Source organism: Microcoleus sp. PH2017_28_MFU_U_A, assembly GCF_020738035.1.
In the GTDB taxonomy this organism is placed as follows: domain Bacteria; phylum Cyanobacteriota; class Cyanobacteriia; order Cyanobacteriales; family Microcoleaceae; genus Microcoleus.
The window spans coordinates 1-18,232 of record NZ_JAEQCX010000032.1 but is presented as its reverse complement, the minus strand read 5'-3'; the positions used below and the strand labels follow the sequence as shown (position 1 = coordinate 18,232).

The following is an 18,232-nucleotide window of genomic DNA, read 5'->3' as shown; positions in this document are numbered from 1 at the left end:
CTCGTTTCTCTATGCGCTAGTAGCTAAAGTGACAACCCGAATAGCTGACAGGCATTTTCGGTTGTCTGCTGGGACAAAGTCAAGAGAGAAACTCCTCTCAATTTAGCAACTTGCTCGGCTACGTAGTAGACGTAAGCTGGTTCGTTGCGTTTTCCCCGCTGGGGTACGGGCGCGAGAAAAGGACAATCTGTCTCGACTAGGATGCGATCGCTATTTACCATACAAGCTGATTCTTGTATTTGCAAGGCTTTTTTAAAGGTGACTGTGCCGCTAAAACTGATGTAGAAACCCAGGTCTAAAAACCACTGGGTTTCTTCGGGCGTGCCTCCCCAGCAGTGCATCACCCCGCGTACTGGGCCGCGTCTTTCCCAAAAGTTCCGCAGCATTTCAGCCATTGGGGCGGCGGCGTCGCGACAGTGAATAATGACTGGTTTGTCAAGTTCCTGGGCAATTTCAAGCTGTGCCTCAAACACTTTAAACTGGTGTTCGCGATCGTCAGCCTTAAAAAAGTCTAGTCCAGTTTCGCCGATCGCCACTACCCGAGAGTCAGAACTTGCTAATTCCCTAATCAGGCTTGCAGTTTCGTCTTTCCACTTGGCGGCATCTAGGGGATGAAGCCCCACCGCAAAAGAGACTTCTGCAAACTGATTGGCAATTGCTTGAATTCCAGCAAACTCTTCGGGTTCTACACAAGAATGAACCAATCGAACTACACCAGCTTCGCGCCAGCGTTCTCGAATGGCTTCTAACTCCGACTTGAAAGTCTGAAAGTTGATATGAACGTGAGTATCGATGAGCTGCATGGGGGAATGGGAGAGTGAGAGAGTAGACGAGGGGGAGAGTGGGAGAGGGGGGGAGTGGGAGAGGGGGAGAGGGGGAGAGTGGGAGAGGGGGGAGAGGGGGAGAGGGGGAAAATCTTCTCTCTTCCTTCTTCCTGCTACTTTTTCTTCTTCTTCCTTCTTACTTCCTGCTGCTTTTTTCCTTCTTCCTTCTTCCTTCTTCCTTCTTCCTTCTTCCTTCTTCTGTCTTAGGATGCTACTTGTGTTTCGTGTGGCTTGATGGTTCTTGCCAAGCGGGACTTTTTGCGAGCGCCGTTGTTGCGGTGCAGTACACCTTTTTTCACAGCTTTGTCAATTTTGCTGTAGGCCTCAGACATCCGCTGCTGGACTTCTTGCATTAATTCTGGTGTCGGAGATGCGGCGTATTTATCGACGGCTGCAAAATACTTTTTCATCAAAGTTTTTACCGCTGACTTGTACGACTTGTTGTACAAGCGGTTGCGCTCGGCGATTTTGACTCGTTTGACGGCGGACTTAATATTTGCCATAGTTCAGTTTGTGGAAGTAGGTATTGATTGATACATCATAGTCTCAAGATAGTCTCAAGACACGGAGATTTTGAGGGACAATCTTTTCGGGTGGGAGCCACAAAAAGCTTGATTTTTTTAAAGCTGAGTCAGCCATGAGCCGATCGATCGGATTCAAGCTGAGCCTGGGGCTATTTTTTCAAGGGCGATCGCGCAATAATTTTTAATTGACTCATTTAACTGCCTTTTTTTTTACCTCTGACGATACCCAAAGGTATGACAAGGGTGCGATCGAGGCGTCTTGCGGGGTTTCCACCGTCACGAGTTAAATTCACGGTTTATTGCGCGCAATTTTCAAGTATACAATAACTTGGCGTTTTTTTATAAAAAATTATCAGGTGTCGAAAAAACTAATATAGCATCGATTCGGCTCAAAATCCCATTCCCTGAAAAATCCAAGTTAAGCTATAACAAAGAGTACGGGTTATTTGGGCTTCGTCGAAGGAAGAGGGAAGAAGGAAGAAGGAAGAAGGAAGAAGGAAAAGGGCAGAAGGAAGAAGGAAAAGGGCAGAAGGAAAAGGGCAGAAGATTTTTCCCTCTCCCCCTCTCCCCCTCTCCCCCTCTCCCCCCTCTCCCCCCTCTCCCCTCTCCCCCTCTCCCCCTCTCCCTCCGCACCCGATTCTCTGGCGAGCAATTTCTAGAAAAGCTCTCAGTGTTGCAAAATCATCGACAGAGATTTATAACGCTGCACTGAAGCCTTAGAAACTCCCGCGAGTCTCGCGGTTTAAGCTTGTGGGCTGGTGGTGGCTGACTTGTCCAGGAGATAGCCACAAAAATCCCCAATTGTCAAGCAAATGTTAGTGAATTATTGACGGCATTCCTAATCTCCATGCTGCGAATTATTACTCAGTGGGTTGAGGCGCAAGCTGAACTGCGACGAATCTGCGATCGCACCCACGACGAACTTGTTATTCACAAAGAAGCCACCGTGCGCGAGGTGCTGCAAGCTGTAAGACGCAAAGGCGATCAGGCTGTGCTGCAATATACTGCTGAATTTGACCGCATCACCCTAAATGCGACAGATTTGCGCGTGAGTGGCGCCGAATTGGATGCTGCCTATCAGCAAATATCGAAAGAATTATTAAATGCGATCCGGTTGGCTTGCAAACAGGTAGAAGCGTTTCACCGACAGCGCGTCCCCAAGTCTTGGGTGCAGTTTGGTGATGACGAGGTTGTTTTGGGCAAGCGCTACACGCCGGTCGATCGCGCGGGAATTTACATCCCTGGCGGTCAGGCGTCCTATCCCAGCTCGGTGATCATGAATGCGGTGCCTGCAAAGGTCGCCAAGGTGCCGAGACTGGTGATGTGTACTCCCCCCGGGCAGGAGAAGAAAATGAATCCGGCGGTGCTGGTAGCGGCTCAGGAAGCGGGAGTTGATGAGATTTATCGGGTTGGCGGGGCGCAGGCGATCGCAGCTTTGGCCTACGGTACAGAAACTATTCCCAAGGTAGATTTAATTACCGGGCCGGGGAATATTTACGTCACGCTGGCGAAAAAACTGGTTTACGGAACAGTCGGGATCGATTCTCTGGCGGGGCCGTCGGAGGTGCTGATTATTGCTGATGCTTCGGCGAATCCCGTACACGTAGCTGCGGATATGTTGGCTCAAGCCGAGCACGATTCGATGGCGTCGGCGATTTTGCTGACGGCGGATTCGGTGCTTGCTAGAAAGGTGGTGGCTGAAGTTGACAGACAATTAGTAAATCACCCGCGCCGGACTTTGACTGAAAAGGCGATCGCCAATTACGGTTTAGTTGTAGTAGTTGAGTCTCTGAAGGCGGCGGCGGAACTGTCTAACGAGTTTGCTCCCGAACACTTGGAATTGCAAGTGGCAGATCCCTGGGCTTTGCTCGACCAAATTCGGCACGCTGGGGCGATTTTCCTGGGCTGTTCGACACCGGAAGCCGTGGGCGATTATTTGGCCGGCCCGAATCATACTTTGCCGACTTCTGGTGCTCCGCGCTATGCTTCGCCGCTGGGTGTGGAAACTTTTATGAAGCATTCGAGTTTGATTCAATATTCGCCGGCTGCACTGAAGAAGGTGGGTAGGGCGATTAATGTGTTGGCCGAAGCTGAGGGTTTGCCTTCTCACGCTGATTCGGTGCGCTTGCGGACTGAAAATGAGGGAGGGTGATTTTTAGATGGTAGATTTGAGGTTGGCGATCGAGATTTACGCACTTCGGGCTTAAGAAACCCGGTTTCTTTCAATAAGCTGTTGCACATTTAAATTGTATATTCGGGACGGGCTAGAAGCCCATCCCACAAGAGTTTTTAAGTGATTTTTGACATACAATTTAAATGTAGGACAGCTTATCTTGCGTAAATGACGCAATTATGTTAAGAAACCGGGTTTCTGTGTAGTAATGATGCTGTTGGTGGGAAGCGCTAAATTGTGGAAAGTAGGCGACTATCAATGAGAAGTTTAAAGTCTAATATCTGAGATTTAAAGGTGCATTATATTGGATACTCTTTTGGTGGCGATCGACAATTCTGAGTTTGCAGCACAGGTTTTGCAAGCTGTGGGGCAGTTTAAACTAGAACCTACGGCGAAGGTGATTTTAGTTCATGTTGTGAGTTCTGATACGCTGGATTTTGATGCGGTGGTCGATCGACCTCACGCTCAGGGAAATGAGATTGCTTATCGAGAAGTAGAGAAGTTGTTGCAATCTTATCAGGAAATGTTGCCTTGCCAGAGTGAGTTGGAGATTGTGGCGGGGGAACCGGCCGAGGAGATTTTGCGTTTGGCGAATATTTATAAAGTGGACTTAATTGCGATCGGCTGTCGGGGTTTGACTGGTTTGAAGCGGATTTTGGAGGGTTCGGTGAGTGCTGAGGTTGTGGCTGAGGCTCCTTGTTCGGTGTTGGTTGTGCGATCGAGGTAGGGGGAATTGAACCGCAGAGGTTGACAGTGCGATCATCGGCTGATTGATATTTTACTAAATTTCTTTCTGGATCAAGCCTTCCATAGAATAATTATGAGCGTGACTCTTAACATCCCTACAATCAATGATAATCTGAACGATTTTGACAATCTGTTTCAGCTTTTGGAGCAACTAAATGAGGATTGCTCAGAAGTAATTATTGACTTTTCTAAATGTTTTTTTCTCAGACAAAATGCCGTAGCTTTTCTGGGAGGATTGATTCGTCTCATTCAATCCCGCTCGATAAAATTAAACATTAATTGGGATAGTATTCATAAGAACATAAAAATGAATCTTGAACAAAACGGATTCATGTATACTTTTTGTGAGAATAAAGAACCTTGGCAGGGTAATTCTATCCCTTATCGAGAAGATAAAAAACAAGATAAAGATGGCTTGGTTGACTACCTAGCAGAAAAATGGCTAGGACGAGACTGGGTTGATATAATTGACATACTCACCGTGCTGAAGCAGCGGTGATTCTTGACGCTTCATCGACTGACGCTACGGTCGTAGTCTTACTCTGTCTCTGCGCCCATTTAGAGTCGTGGCAATGCCCTATCCCGACTATATGTATCGTTTCGTTTGAAAACATAACAATACTTTTTATTTTGCTTCCAGGTTGGGTTTTAACCATTGCCCTTCAGTCTTTCCCTATTACTGGATCAGTCTCGGTTTCAACTCGGAATGAGTATATATCGCTGCAATCTTAGGTGGGAATTTCAACCAATTAAATTCTAACATAAAGCCGTCCTAGAAGGACAGGGCTTGTATCCCAATTTTTTGGTCAAAAATTGCAAAACGTCATCGTAGGAACTGTTTGGGAGATATACGCTAACGCCTTTGAGCATGGGCAAACAGAAATCGGAGTCTTTAGCTGTGGACAGCACTACCCTAAAAAAAAGGAACTAAAACTCACTGTGATTGACTTCGGTGTTGGGATTCCCCAAAATGTGCGCCTATTCCGAAAACTCTCGGATTTACCAGCAGACGAAGCCCTAAAATGGGCATTTGAAGCAGGAACTACAACCAGGCGCGGTGATGTTGCTGGGGGTGTTGGACTTGACTCTCTGAAAAGATTTGTAAAGATGAATGGAGGAAAATTGGAGTTTTTCAGTCACAATGGGTATGTCCTGATTAACAAAGATGAGGAAACTTACCAAAATCGCCCAACCTTTTTCGGAGGGACACTGGTTAACATTACTCTCCAATGTGATGAAGCCATTTATGTGCTGGCTTCTGACACCGACGGCGACGCCCCACTTTTCTGAGGGAACTTCTGAAATATGAAATCTTACAAGATTGGCACTTTGATTGGGAAAACTTGCATGACACCCGATGACGGTATGAAGGTGTATGAGTTGACATACCCCGAACTACGGGCAGAGCACGCTGTAGAGCTTGACTTTGCTGGTGTAGAGATTTTTGCATCTCCGTTCTTCAATTTTGCCATTGGACAGCTACTTAGGGATATCTCCCCAGACACTTTAAACCGTCTGCTGACATTTTCTCATCTTAATACTGTAGGCAATCAAATACTCAAACAGGTGATTAAGAACTCAAAACGCTACTACGCAGCAGATGATGCAACCCGCAATGCAATCAATGAAATTGTCAGCCAACAGGTGGGAAATGTATAATGGCAATCCAATATACAGTCAAGGCTGAGGTAGTTAATATCCAGTTTGACACACCTCAAAAAGATGACATTTTTCTGGTAGATACTAATGTCTGGTACTGGCTGACTTACACTCCAGCCAGTACCTCTGCGAAAAGCTATCAAATAAATGATTATCCTGCTTATTTAACAAAAATTATTTCTGCTCAAGGATTGCTTTTATATTGTGGGCTTTCTTTGGCAGAGTTAGCACATAATATTGAACAGGCAGAACGAGCAATTTTTTCGGCTACATTAAACACAAAAGAATATCGCCATAACGAGCCAACAGAAAGAGCTAACGTAGTAGCTGAAGTTCTAGCTGCTTGGGGTCAGGTAACATCTATTGCTGTATCGACTGATGTGACTATTGATGAAACTACAACTAACGCATCTTTAACCAGATTTCAAACTCAACTTTTAGATGGCTACGATCTGCTAATTCTCGAAGCAATGGATAAAGCAGGGGTAGTTCAAGTAATTACTGATGATGGTGATTATGTGACTGTTCCTGGTATCAAAGTTTTTACTGCTAACCGCAATGTAATTACGGCAGCAAGAAATCAAGGTAAGCTGATTACTAGATAAGAAATAAGACCAAATGCTTCATAAGTAATCAACACGCGATCGCAGCAGATATACTGTCTCTATTAAGCTTGCCAATTCGTCAGCGGCAATTAAGGCTACATTTTCGCCGTCAGAGCGTGTGATGATGATGGATTTGATTCATCCCATTTGTGCTGAGTCGATCGGGCGATCGATTTCCCTAGCCGGCGTTGCTGACTTACAGTATGAAGGGCTAAATATGCAAATCCTAAAAACCATTGTCAACAAAGCTTCTGGATTTTTGCCTGGTTCTTTTTCATCCTCCGATTAAGCAACGCCCCCTAGCCCTACTTCCCCTTCCCCGCCAAAAACTCCCGCAGCCGCAACAAACTAGCAGTTTGTCCCAAATTCAGCGGTAGCAGCGACACCCCCTCCAACCGAGACTGCACCCAACCGTCGCCCCAATACCACTCGTGAAACCCGTCAATTCCCTGACTCAACAACAGTCGCAGACAATTTGACTCTGCAATCTCCACATAGTGCTGCACCGCTACCGGGCCAATCCAACTTGTGAATGTCAATTCGCGATCGAGCAATTCGGGCAAACCCTGAGAAAACTGCTGAGGCCACAGCCACTGCTGCAACTGCACCGGACGCACCAAACTGTCTCGAATCGCTGTTTCCGAAGCTTCAACCTCAATCCGCAGTTGGCTTTGTTGAAAATTACCTAGCATAGCAATTTGAAATTTTATATAGGAGCTTTACTTAACTTAAATGTAACGTAATTGCATGGAGTTCGATCGGGCGGGCTAGAAGCCCACCCCACAAGAAAATTCATTGTCAACTCGTTCTACTCGTTACCAGGCTGGAGCCTGGTAACGTAGATCCGGAGGCAGAGCCTCCATTTTACACACTGACGAGGCAGAGCCTCTAGATCTCGCTTCCCAGGCTCCAGCCTGGGAACCAGTTAATTTATCTCTTGTGGAACAAGCCGAAAAGCCTGTTCTTAAAAATACCGCTAAACATTCGATCGCACATTAGCGTCCATCCGCATTCATCTACCATAAAAAATTTAAGATTTTCCATAGAAACCAGCATCAAAAACCCCATTTTTGTATCCAATTGTTAAGCTCTGTTGCATTTCATTTAAATCTCCCATTCTCACCCCACAGCAGAGAAACTCCGTGATACCATCACATCTGACTGGTAAAGACTTATAGAAAAAATTGGGAGAAAAGCTTTGACACTACGGGTTGCAGTTGTTGGATCGGGGCCAGCGGGTTCTTGCGCCGCCGAAACATTGGTAAAAGCAGGCATCGAAACTTATTTATTTGAACGCAAATTAGACAACGCTAAACCCTGCGGTGGGGCAATTCCTCTGTGCATGGTTGAAGAATTTGACTTGCCACAAAGTATTATCGATCGCCAAGTCAGAAAAATGAAAATGATTTCCCCCTCCAATGTAGAGGTGGATATCAACATCGAAAACGAACACGAATACATCGGTATGTGCCGCCGCGAAGTCCTCGATGGCTTTTTGCGCGATCGGGCCGCTTCCTTAGGTGCCAAACTGATTAACGGTACTGTTCACACCTTAGAAATTCCAGGCAACAACACCGACCCCTACATTCTCCACTACGCCGACCACTCCAACGGCACCGCTGTGGGAACTCAGAAAACCCTGAAAGTCGATTTGGTAATTGGGGCTGACGGCGCTAACTCCCGCGTAGCTAAGGCGATTGATGCTGGTGACTACAATTATGCGATCGCCTTCCAAGAGCGCATCCGCCTCCCAGAAGATAAAATGGCTTACTACGAAGGTCTAGCCGAAATGTACGTCGGCGACGACGTTTCCACCGACTTCTACGCCTGGGTGTTCCCCAAATACGACCACGTAGCCGTCGGTACCGGCACGATGAAAGTCAATCAAGCTGATATCAAAAAGCTGCAAGCCGGAGTCCGCGCCCGCGCTGCCAAAAAACTCATGGGCGGTGAGATCATTAAAGTGGAAGCTCACCCCATCCCAGAACATCCGCGTCCCCGCCGGGTTGTCGGCCGAGTTGCTCTCGTAGGCGACGCTGCTGGTTATGTTACCAAGTCTTCGGGCGAAGGTATCTATTTTGCGGCTAAGTCTGGCCGGATGTGCGCTGAAACTATTGTGGAAATTTCCAATAAGGGCGCGCGGATTCCGACTGAACAAGAAATTAAGCTGTATCTGAAGCGCTGGGATAAGGCTTACGGTATTACCTACAAAGTGCTTGACATTTTGCAGCGCGTGTTCTACCGTTCCGATGCTACTCGCGAAGCTTTTGTGGAAATGTGTGCCGATCGCGATGTGCAGAAACTCACATTCGATAGCTACTTGTATAAGACTGTAGTACCGGCTAATCCCTTGATTCAGATGAAGATTACTGCGAAAACCATTGGTAGCTTGTTGCGCGGTAGTGCTTTGGCGCCTTAATCTCTGGCGAGTTATCACACTTTGTATAATAATCCGGAGATCCCCCCTAGCCCCCCTTAAGAAGGGGGGGACATGAGTATTCTGAAAGTTCCGCTGCGATGAGGGGACAGGAATATTCTCAAAGTCCCCCTTCTTAAGGGGGATTTAGGGGGATCGAGACTCGGGGATGAGCGAGATTTATCAAGGCTTTCAGGCTTCAGTTGACAGCAATGAGCAGTGCTGTATCCCTACAGATAAGCTGCTCAATCGGAAATCCCCTCCCAATTTTGAATTGGGAGGGGATTTTAAGCTTTTTTCCGATTTAGGGACAGTCCTTTTTTTGGGTTAGTTCAAGTTCAATTGCACTAAGGTGTCGGGGGCGAGGAAGTGGGAAATGTGGTAAGCTCGCTCTTCTGTTTTTAGCAGGATTTTTTCGTAGAGGTAGCGCGTAGCTCGATCGCCCAAACTTTCTGCTTGTCCTGCTTGACGGCGCAACAAACCGATTATAGCTTGTTCGGCAGTCAAATCGTGTTCCAGCATTTGGCGGCACGAATACACGCCGTCGGCTTCCGGAGCGAAACAGCACATCTCGGCTAACTTGCTAAAGCTAGCTACGGGTATGCCGCCCAATCCGTTCAACCGTTCGCCCAATTCGTGGACGCTATCTTGAGCTTCTCCGTAGCTTTCTTCAAAGAATTTGTGCAAGGAGTAAAATTCTGCTCCTTCCACGACAAAATGATGTTTTTGATATTGCAGGTATAGAGCCTGAAAACTCGCCAGCAGGGCGTTCATTCCTTCACAAATCGGTGCTGTGACTGAATGTTCTAACAAAATTGGGTTTTCAGCTATGTGACCAAACGGTCTCAATGCACTCTGAATCTGGGCCATTAGTGTTTTCCTCTCAATAGGCAGTGATTGTTGCCAATAGAGTTAGTCTAGCATCCTAAATTTAGCAGTCAAGCAGGGTCTGGCTTCATAGTGATAGAGTTTCGAGAGTAGGAAAATTTTTTTGTAAACCTATTGAGAATTATTAGCAGTTGCGTTATGCTGGAAAAAGATGCTCGTTCTGAGTGCTTCCTGAATGTGGGGCGAATCCTCCGAAGGCAGAAAGCAGCAGGCAAAAGGCTAAATTTTTCAGAAAGGGCTTTTGACAATCCTTGATTCTCTTCTGAAATCTGGCTTTTAACTTCTGCTCGCTATCAGTCCGGGTAAAAATTAATGCAAATTATTATTGTTGTCACAAGATGAATCCAGCCGATCGAGAGTTAGAAGTTTGTGAGATTGTGCAAGTTAGTTGGCTAGACAGGTGGCAAGTTTACAAACGCTTGCAAGAACTCGAAATCCCCTGCTGGTGTGCGGTTGACCAACCTTTGCGGGCAAAAGTCAACACTGTCAGACAAGCTGCTCAGCTAATGAGCGTGTTGAGGCAAGTTAGTGCCCCTCGGCGCGAACTGGTTCAGTTGCTGGAGTGCTGCTGGCAAATCGGATAAAGCCCGAAGGAAGAAGGAAGAAGGAAGAAGGAAGAAGGAAGAAGGAAGAAGGAAGACGGAAGACGGAAGAAGGAAGACGGAAGAAGTAAAAATAATGATGCGATTCAACGCATAAATACCTTCACTGGCGACGTTTTCTTGTCAAGTTTGATAATTTTCACCGAACAGTCAACCCAGGAGTTATGACAATGTATAAGTCTGGCAAGCAAGTTTCTGAATTCAGCCTAGAGGGAGAAATCCTCAGCCTGATTATTGAAGATGGTTATAAACTTAAATATTTGCGTATTAGCAGCGATCGCAAAGTAGAATACCTTGTTAAACTTTCCAAGGAATTGCGGTCATTTTTAGCGCCTGTTTTGACTCCTGGGTTGAGAGTTCAAGTTGCAGGTGAGAAAGAACTCAATTTGAAAAACGGTAAAATAAAACTGAAAGCTCACAGCCTCACTCTGGCTCGGGGCCACAACGATCGATCGCTCGAACACCTCGACTCTACCAGCGTACCTGCTGGGGTACTGACATCAGTTGGCGCGATCGGCAAAACCGAAGTCACCACTCCCACAGCAGCTCAAACTGTCAAAGCTGCGGCAAAAACTCAAACCAAAATATTAGTGTGTCAAAAATCTGACTGCCAGAAGCGGGGCGGCGCAGCAGTCTGTAAAGCTTTAGAAAATGCTTTGAATGCGCGGGGTTTAGAAGAGCAAGTGACTGTTCAGGGAACCGGATGTCTCAAACAGTGCAAAGCAGGGCCAAATATAGTGGTGATGCCGGACAAAACTCGCTACAGTCGCATCAAACCGGCAGAAGTTCCAGCAATTGTTGACAAACATTTTGCAGTTGTTAAAGTTTAGCCGATCGCAGGAAATCTCGGAATGCCCGAATGTCGGAGTCCCCAATCGGAGAATTTTGCTTGTGACCAATGCCCTGCTTGCCCTGCTTGCCCTGCTTGCCCAATAACCAATAACCAATAACCAATAACCAATAACCAATAACTAGGGGCTTTCTTTTAGATAATCTATAAGGATAGACTGTATCTGAGACCCTGTGACTATTGGGATAAAAAGCCATGTCAGAAGCTGATCTTCGAGCCAGTCAGCACCAACCCCACCCTGCTGTTCGATCCGAGAACGAAGGATTGCAGTCAAATTTTGCTGCTGCTGGGGGTTTTGAGCCGATCGCCCCCCGTCCGACAGATACTCCCGCAACGGTGCCCCAACAGCCAGAAGAAGACTGGCAAACACTAGATTTTCCCAACGCGATCAGCGTAGATGCAATTCCCACAACACCCTCCCCGAACAATTTGCCATCTCAGACACAGCCGCCAGAGGTGGGATCGCCCGTGATTTCAGACAATCTCAAAAATCTGCTTGGGAATGCCGAACAGGCTAAGAACAAAGGATCGACACCAGTTACCCTCATGCAAGCGCTGCACGAATGCAACCGCGACCTTTTGCAGCGAATCGCTCAGCTAGAAACAGCCCTCGAAGAGTCCCACAACAAATTGGAGAATCGCGAAACGTTACTAGAACAGCGGACTGCTGAACTAGAAAGCATTCAAGAACAATTGACGCGACTGTTTGGGAAAGTGGAAGTTTCCCATCAAACTCTGCAAGGTCAAGAAATTTTAGTGGAAAGTTTAAGCAGTCAGTTGACAACCAGCCAAACCAGGTTAGCGATTGTGGAGCGAGAATGTGCGTCTACTGTGCAGCGCTACAACGAACAGTTTCACCAGCTAGTAGCTACCGAAAATGTTTGCAGGGAATTGCGATCGCGCTTGCACCGCCAGCAGCGCCACACTCTGCAATTTAAAGCTGCTTTGGAAAAAAGTCTGGAAAGGCCACAGAAATCTCCAATTATTGAGCCACCTGACGAGGCGGAAGATAGCGCCCACAAGCAATTAGAATCCTTGCTAGCGGCAGTCAGAAGCTCTCAGAGTCCCCTGCCACCAGCCTTCAACGCTGCCCCTGTCCAAGCTTGGTCAGATCCCGAAGAGCATCTAGAGGCAGCGCTTGCTGAATATGCGATCGACCCTGAATCGATCGCAAATATGGAACTTAACAAATTAGCCCAAGCATCCGGCATTCAATTGCAGGAGACGGAAACCTACCAGCCGTTTGAGCCAGCAACTGACTCGCCCCTTGGGGTTGCGGAACCTCAACTGCCGGCGGCTGAGCCTGAACCTGAACCAGAAACTGCTGCGCCCACCTTAGGCAGCCAAGAATTGGCTAAGGCGGTTCAAATTTTGAATTCAGTGGAAACCTTTGGCCTTCAGGAAGTGCGATCGAGTGCGGTCAAACCTACAGCAGCCGGACAACCCGAGTGGCTGACCTTGATTTCCAATCCGTTGCGGGCTTCTAAAAAACGTCGATCGCTGGCTGAAATTGAATTGCCGAGTTTTCGATAGCAAACGCAAGTTGACAGTTGACAGTTGACAGTTGACAGTTGACAGTTGATAGTTGACAAAAGAAGGAAGAGGATTGGAGTAATCAATCGTCTTCTTTTAATTTCTCCCGATCAGGGTTCCGGCTTTAAACCAATTCTTTATGGTAATTGGTAATTGGTAATTGGTAATTGCTCAAATTTACCAATTACCAAAAAGACAGATCGTCGTTTGGGTTTTGACCGGAAAAATATTATTCCGAGTGCAGTGCGAGCGTCTCGCTCGCGTGTTCAACGTCAGCGAGATCCTCGCGTGTTCAACGTCAGCGAAACGCTCGCACTCAGCTATCAACTGAAAACTCTTTTTTCCCCTTTCCCATGCCGTAGGTGAGAGCATAGCTGGTAGCCAACAGCCACAGCCAAACACCCGGATATCTGGGTTCCAACCAAGGCTGTACCTTGCGGGCGAAACTGGGTAGCCATCCGAACAGCCAACTAGCTAAAGCCAACAGAGTAAAAGTCAAGTAACTCCCCAACCAGCGCCAAACATCCCCCAAGGTGACAAAATCTAAAATCCACAGCAGCAGAGAAGGATTTTTTCCGGCTGCTTCAATCGCCAATCGATTGAAAGTTAGCCAATCGACTCTATCTTTGATAAAAGTTTCGGCTACGGTGAGTTCTTGTCCTGCCAAAATGCCGAAGAAGGTATTGAGAATTGAATTAATTCTCTGGGGCGGCAAACTGCGGCCGGTGGGAACCATCATCCCTTTAGAAAACAGCCAAGTTACTGACACGTTGCTCTGGTAGGCGCGAATTTGGTTTAAGTGCTTGGCACTTAATAAATCGTGTTTTAATGCTGTATCCAAAAGGTCAGTTAAGCGGAAAAGATTGCGGACGAGGGAGCCAAAACCGGTGAATACTAAGGGAGATTGCAGGGATGCTGCATCGCCGATCGCAATTAGGCGATCGACTGCTACCGCGCGATCGCTGCTGTTGCTGCTAAAATGCCCCGGAATATAACCAAAAGTCGGCTTTTTCCACACCAATTTGTCGATATCGCAGCGACGGTACTCCGGCAGAATAGCGAAAAAGTCCTCGTACAGTTCTAGCAAAGAACCGGGATTTTCGGGATGTACTTGGTGGTAGTGAAAAAGATAAACTGTCAGTTCTCCACCAGCAGCGGGAAACAGTTCCCAAATGAGCTGGCGCCCCCGGGAAATGTCGCCGTGACTGTAGAGAACATCCCCGTAGTCAGAATCCCAAACTCCAGGCTCAAATCCTCCGTCAATGGCAGCTCCGACGGTGGGGCAAACGCTGTCAAACGCCCGTCCTCCGTTCAATTGCCAAGCGATGGGAGAAGCTGAACCCATGGCATCCACGAGCAGTCTGGCGGAGGTTGTGCGATCGGCTTTTGTCGGCAAGTGGCTGGCTTGAACCACTACTTTTTTTGCTTCAACATCGGCTCTAACAAATTCAGTTTCGTCCCAAATTTCCCCACCAGCTTCTGTTAGCTTAACTCCCGCCAAATACAGCAATTTCTCGCCATCTAAAGCTATATTCAGCACCTTCGGCGTGTGCAGGATTGGGGCTTGAGCAACGGTTGGATTGTTAGCATCAAAAAACTTGTTATAGCCATCTTTATATTCTCGCGCAATCAAAGTTTCGATTTCCGCAGCCGTAAACAAACCCAAATCAATTAAGCTTTGAATTTCATCCCGCGAAATATTCCACTCGCGATTCATCCGCCCGAAAGGCATTCTTTCCAGCAGCAGCACTCGGTAGCCCAATCTCGCCATGACTGCGGCGTGAATTACCCCCAACGCCCCGCCAATATAAATCAAGTCGTAAACAGTATCCCCAACATCCGACACCGAAACTGTGCCTTCTTTCTTCTCCCCTCTTCCTTCTTCCTTAAAACTATCCCCAACATCCGACACCGAAACTGTGCCTTCTTCCCTCTTCCCTCGGACTTCTTCCGACTTCCCTCGGACTTCTTCCTTCTTCAAAAACACTACTTGCTTTGGCGCTTGAGGATTGCGAGTACCTTCACGCCAGCGCTGCTCCCACCAGTAGACGCGCTGGAGGTCGTATTCGCCTTTGGGCATTTTTTTGAAGTATTTGACGGTAAGGGGGTAATAGGGGGCAAGAGCTTCAAAAATTGACTGTTTGGAGAGGTCTATAACGGGGGGTTCTGGGTATAGTTCGGGAAACTTGTTTCTTACAGCCAGATTCAGAGTTTCCAGGAACTTTCTTTCTCCAGCGGGTGCGTCTTCGATACGAAAGACTTTTAAATAAGTTGTGCGCTGGACTGACCAGACAAAGGTCGAAAGTTCTGTCGATCGCGAATTGCGCTTTTCGGAATTGCTATGGGCGAATGTCGGTTTTAGATTAGCATTTTGAGCTCCAGATTTGACCAATTTGGCTGCTGTGACGTTGGAAAGCAGGCGAAAACCGTCAGGAGTAATAATTTTTTCTCCGATTCCGGGATCGAATTCCTGTTGCAACCAAGTGCAGACGGCTGCTGTATCGGGTGTCGGGACTTCTAAATAAAGAATTTCTTGCATTTTAATGTCTCAATTCTCAATAAATTCATAAAGATGGGGGAGTTGACAAGGGAGCAAAGTAGGCTATACTCCCAAATACTTATTTAGTTTTAAATAAGTTTACATTGTTCTCAGATTTTTAGCTAATTGGCTGGAAACCCCGCAGTGGCTGAATATCTACTTTCTTCGGTATGCAATTTCATGAATTATCCCATTCCTACGAATCCTCAAGAAATGATTGCTTTGCGACAGCAGCCGCTGAATGAAGAATTGGTGGCATCTGCGATCGTGGGTGTGGTTCAGATTGCCCGATCGCGATCGCAGTCTTTGGATGAGTTAAAGGCTGAGGTACTGGCGGACGACAATCTGCTCGATTTGACTCAAAGGCGCTGGCTGAGTGAGATTGTGGCTCAAGCTTGGGAAAATTTGCCCTAAATTGTCAAAATCAGAAGCATTCGCCAGTGCGATCGAGCCGGGGACAATAAGCTGATGACAGCTACATTGTCCGGTAGAATTGGCGATCGTGCAAAAATTATAGACTTATGGCATAAATCTTTGATTGGGGAAACCGCAGATAAACGCAGATAAACGCAGATGACTTTCAAGATAGTTTGAGTTTCACAGGTTAGCTGCGTTTATTAAGTATTTTAATATGCCAATAATTTGACTGATATTATCAATAAAATAATCATTTAAATCCACTTCCATAATTTGATTGCTAAGTCGTAAAAATTTCCAGTTTGTTCCGGTTGTGACCACTCCATATATTTCGGAAATATTATTGTTTCGTCTTTCATTAAAAATTTGAGCTGCAATCATTTCTGCCATACATTGTGGCAATCCAGCTTGGATATCATCATTTTTAGCTTCTACTAAGGCGACAACCGGGGCTTTAATTAAAAGTTGTTCTGGAGAACGACTAATTAGAAAATCACAAAAACCAGTCAATCCTTTTTCTAAATCTACATTAAACTCTTTTCCTGAAAACAAGCTAATTTGATACTTAAACTGCTTTCTCAGTTCTACTAAAATAGGTGTAACAATTAATTCTGAGCGAGCTTTTTCGGTATTAATTGCTAAAGCTAAAGAGATATTTTCTTGCAGGGTTTGACTGAGAAGGTCGCTATACTCGGATTTGGGTAAATTGGCAAAAATACCAACTTTGTCAGCAATGGTGATGCCAAAGTTGGTTTCAATCATTTCTAGGTTGATGAATTGACTGTATGACATTCTTTTAAAAGTGCGATCGGGAACTAAATCTAAATAAAAGTCGGCGGTTGAAACCGCATCTACACAAACGATGTCCGCCTCCGCGGACTAAGAAATAAAGGGATATTAAAGTTTATAAGGCTTAGCCGCTAACGCAATTCAACTTCTCGCTTAACTTCTGCTAAAACCCGATCGCCCCGCGTCAACCGATATTCAGCGCGCCACACTCCGGGAGTCAGGGGAGAATTTGTGCTGTTTCTTTTGCCGACATAACGCAACCAAGTGCGGCTGGGGGCTGGAATTTCCTTGCTGTCGTTGACGATAGTTTTGCCATCGGGTGCAAATATTTTGTATTGTTCGCGATCGCCCTTGAGGACTCCGTAACTCTGCACCCAAAACAATAAAACCGGACTGTTGACAGGTAGTTGAGTTTCCGAAAATTGTCCCGCCCAGACAGTATTCTCATCCGGCGGCTTGGGGGCAAAACCGGCGCGAATTAAACCGGTAGAAACATAGTCGATCGGCTTGTCCCAAATTGGATTGCGGGCAATGTTGCAGCCTAACTTCGCGTCTGGCCCCACAAACGGATCTACGGGCTTGCCTTGATAGCGAAAAGTGATGTGTACGTGGGGGAAAGAGGCTAAGCCAGAGTTGCCCACCATGCCCAAAACAGTGCCTTTTTGTACCTGCATTCCCGGTTTGACAACAAGGCTGTTTTGGCGGAGGTGGCAATATTGGGCTTCCCAGCCGTTGCCGTGATCGATTACCATACCGTTGCCGCATTCTGTACCTGCGACGTTGGTTTTGTCTGTCTGGTTTTGCAAACGCCGATCGACTACACCATCTCGCACTCGCAAAACTTTCCCCGCAGCGGAGGCGACAACGGGGACTCCTTTAGCCATTGCTTTGGCGTCGGGAATGGCAAAATCTATGCCGTCGTGCCCGTCGTAGGTTTGTCGCCCGCAGCCGAATTCAACGGCGCCAGGGCTTGGATCGCGATCGAAATAGTGCATGACAAAACAGTCTTTTCCTAGGGTACAGGCGATCGGCTGACCGAATTTCGGGCTGTTGGGCTGTTGGGCGACTGCTGAAGAGACGAGGCGTTGGGCGATCGAGTTGGCTTGGGCGATCGGCGCATTAACTCCCGTGTTATTACCACAGCTAGAAATAGTTGTCAACCCCACGGTCAACAAAATTGTAGAAATCTGTTTTTTTGATAGTAAAATCATTCGCCGGTGGGATGTAAAGCTGAGGTGGGTAGTGAAAAATCTATTAATCATTCAAAATATACTTGCTCAGGAATCTCGACGATCGATCGGGTGTTTTTGTTTCCTAGATTTGTGGCAATACGAATTATGAACAATATTGCTTAGAGGATTTCATCTGTAGGGAAACGGCAGGGCTATTTCCGGCGGGGAGTTATGCAAATAACCGATAATTTCTATGGAATTAATAATTGTAATTGCTACGGTGCGTCAATCGATTTTAGATTTTAGATTTTAGATTAATTCCACGGATAAATCCGGGGGAAGAGAGGATTTTTGATTTTCGATTTGGGATTGATTCCACGGATAAATCCGGGGGCTTATATAGGGCTTGCTGAATAATTGATTGCCAACCAAGAGCAGGAGCGATCAATATATTCAAGCTTGGTTAAAGATAAGTTTTTTCTGTATCGAGTCGC

General features: G+C 46.6%; 20 protein-coding genes. 13 read left to right on the top strand and 7 right to left on the bottom strand.

Going from position 1 to position 18,232, the window contains the following annotated elements; translation table 11 throughout:
* Nucleotides 1-23 precede the first annotated feature (23 nt).
* Together JGK14_RS05455 and rpsT are read right to left on the bottom strand one after the other, a co-directional pair.
* The gene (locus JGK14_RS05455) at nucleotides 24-803 is read right to left on the bottom strand and encodes a TatD family hydrolase (RefSeq protein ID WP_293178537.1); all 780 of its coding nucleotides are present in this window, start codon (nucleotides 801-803) and stop codon (nucleotides 24-26) included.
* A gap of 224 nt (nucleotides 804-1,027) precedes the next feature.
* On the bottom strand, nucleotides 1,028-1,327 hold the full coding sequence (gene rpsT / locus JGK14_RS05450) for a 30S ribosomal protein S20 (RefSeq protein WP_293178540.1): 300 nt from the start codon (nucleotides 1,325-1,327) through the stop codon (nucleotides 1,028-1,030).
* Nucleotides 1,328-1,794: 467 nt separating this feature from the next.
* Between rpsT and JGK14_RS05445 the strand changes: the two genes are divergently transcribed.
* From JGK14_RS05445 to JGK14_RS05405, 8 genes are all read left to right on the top strand, one after another.
* On the top strand, nucleotides 1,795-2,007 hold the full coding sequence (locus tag JGK14_RS05445) for a hypothetical protein (RefSeq protein WP_293178543.1): 213 nt from the start codon (nucleotides 1,795-1,797) through the stop codon (nucleotides 2,005-2,007).
* A gap of 188 nt (nucleotides 2,008-2,195) precedes the next feature.
* On the top strand, nucleotides 2,196-3,500 hold the full coding sequence (gene hisD, locus JGK14_RS05440) for a histidinol dehydrogenase (protein WP_325314832.1): 1,305 nt from the start codon (nucleotides 2,196-2,198) through the stop codon (nucleotides 3,498-3,500).
* Nucleotides 3,501-3,822: 322 nt separating this feature from the next.
* Nucleotides 3,823-4,248 (top strand): universal stress protein, encoded by a 426-nt coding sequence (locus JGK14_RS05435; RefSeq protein ID WP_293197003.1) that lies wholly within the window; start codon nucleotides 3,823-3,825, stop codon nucleotides 4,246-4,248.
* Nucleotides 4,249-4,341: 93 nt separating this feature from the next.
* A complete protein-coding gene (locus JGK14_RS05430) occupies nucleotides 4,342-4,767 on the top strand; it encodes a hypothetical protein (RefSeq protein WP_293196970.1) in 426 nt (141 codons plus the stop codon).
* A 314-nt stretch (nucleotides 4,768-5,081) separates the two neighbouring features.
* Nucleotides 5,082-5,558: an ATP-binding protein gene (locus JGK14_RS05425; protein ID WP_293189385.1), complete on the top strand. Its 477-nt coding sequence runs from the start codon at nucleotides 5,082-5,084 to the stop codon at nucleotides 5,556-5,558.
* A gap of 15 nt (nucleotides 5,559-5,573) precedes the next feature.
* The gene (locus tag JGK14_RS05420; RefSeq protein WP_293189387.1) at nucleotides 5,574-5,927 is read left to right on the top strand and encodes an STAS-like domain-containing protein; all 354 of its coding nucleotides are present in this window, start codon (nucleotides 5,574-5,576) and stop codon (nucleotides 5,925-5,927) included.
* Entirely contained in the window at nucleotides 5,927-6,532 is a 606-nt protein-coding gene (locus tag JGK14_RS05415) for a hypothetical protein (RefSeq protein ID WP_293189389.1), read from the top strand. The genes JGK14_RS05420 and JGK14_RS05415 overlap by 1 nt, the downstream gene beginning before the upstream one ends.
* A gap of 121 nt (nucleotides 6,533-6,653) precedes the next feature.
* Nucleotides 6,654-6,821, top strand: coding sequence for a hypothetical protein (locus tag JGK14_RS05405; protein ID WP_293189391.1), 168 nt, complete (start codon nucleotides 6,654-6,656; stop codon nucleotides 6,819-6,821).
* A gap of 16 nt (nucleotides 6,822-6,837) precedes the next feature.
* Here JGK14_RS05405 and JGK14_RS05400 read toward each other — a convergent pair whose 3' ends face one another.
* Nucleotides 6,838-7,224: a hypothetical protein gene (locus tag JGK14_RS05400; RefSeq protein ID WP_293196972.1), complete on the bottom strand. Its 387-nt coding sequence runs from the start codon at nucleotides 7,222-7,224 to the stop codon at nucleotides 6,838-6,840.
* Between the two features lie 506 nt (nucleotides 7,225-7,730).
* On the opposite strand from JGK14_RS05400, the gene chlP reads away from it, so the two are divergent.
* Nucleotides 7,731-8,951: a geranylgeranyl reductase gene (gene chlP, locus JGK14_RS05395; protein WP_293178567.1), complete on the top strand. Its 1,221-nt coding sequence runs from the start codon at nucleotides 7,731-7,733 to the stop codon at nucleotides 8,949-8,951.
* A 324-nt stretch (nucleotides 8,952-9,275) separates the two neighbouring features.
* Here chlP and JGK14_RS05390 read toward each other — a convergent pair whose 3' ends face one another.
* Nucleotides 9,276-9,818 (bottom strand): Dps family protein, encoded by a 543-nt coding sequence (locus JGK14_RS05390; RefSeq protein WP_293178570.1) that lies wholly within the window; start codon nucleotides 9,816-9,818, stop codon nucleotides 9,276-9,278.
* 356 nt (nucleotides 9,819-10,174) lie between these two features.
* On the opposite strand from JGK14_RS05390, the gene JGK14_RS05385 reads away from it, so the two are divergent.
* From JGK14_RS05385 to JGK14_RS05375, 3 genes are all read left to right on the top strand, one after another.
* Nucleotides 10,175-10,420, top strand: a complete 246-nt coding sequence (locus tag JGK14_RS05385) for an Asr1405/Asl0597 family protein (RefSeq protein WP_293178573.1) — start codon at nucleotides 10,175-10,177, stop codon at nucleotides 10,418-10,420.
* A gap of 182 nt (nucleotides 10,421-10,602) precedes the next feature.
* A complete protein-coding gene (locus JGK14_RS05380) occupies nucleotides 10,603-11,268 on the top strand; it encodes a (2Fe-2S) ferredoxin domain-containing protein (protein ID WP_293178576.1) in 666 nt (221 codons plus the stop codon).
* Between the two features lie 215 nt (nucleotides 11,269-11,483).
* The gene (locus tag JGK14_RS05375; protein WP_293196973.1) at nucleotides 11,484-12,821 is read left to right on the top strand and encodes a hypothetical protein; all 1,338 of its coding nucleotides are present in this window, start codon (nucleotides 11,484-11,486) and stop codon (nucleotides 12,819-12,821) included.
* A 316-nt stretch (nucleotides 12,822-13,137) separates the two neighbouring features.
* Here JGK14_RS05375 and JGK14_RS05370 read toward each other — a convergent pair whose 3' ends face one another.
* Nucleotides 13,138-15,360, bottom strand: coding sequence for an NAD(P)/FAD-dependent oxidoreductase (locus JGK14_RS05370; protein WP_325314831.1), 2,223 nt, complete (start codon nucleotides 15,358-15,360; stop codon nucleotides 13,138-13,140).
* A gap of 180 nt (nucleotides 15,361-15,540) precedes the next feature.
* Between JGK14_RS05370 and JGK14_RS05365 the strand changes: the two genes are divergently transcribed.
* Entirely contained in the window at nucleotides 15,541-15,774 is a 234-nt protein-coding gene (locus JGK14_RS05365; protein WP_293153381.1) for a hypothetical protein, read from the top strand.
* A 183-nt stretch (nucleotides 15,775-15,957) separates the two neighbouring features.
* Here the strand turns inward: JGK14_RS05365 and JGK14_RS05360 are convergent, their stop codons facing one another.
* Nucleotides 15,958-16,539, bottom strand: coding sequence for a hypothetical protein (locus JGK14_RS05360; RefSeq protein WP_325314830.1), 582 nt, complete (start codon nucleotides 16,537-16,539; stop codon nucleotides 15,958-15,960).
* A 158-nt stretch (nucleotides 16,540-16,697) separates the two neighbouring features.
* On the bottom strand, nucleotides 16,698-17,777 hold the full coding sequence (locus JGK14_RS05355; protein WP_293189399.1) for a M23 family metallopeptidase: 1,080 nt from the start codon (nucleotides 17,775-17,777) through the stop codon (nucleotides 16,698-16,700).
* Nucleotides 17,778-18,232: the final 455 nt, after the last annotated feature.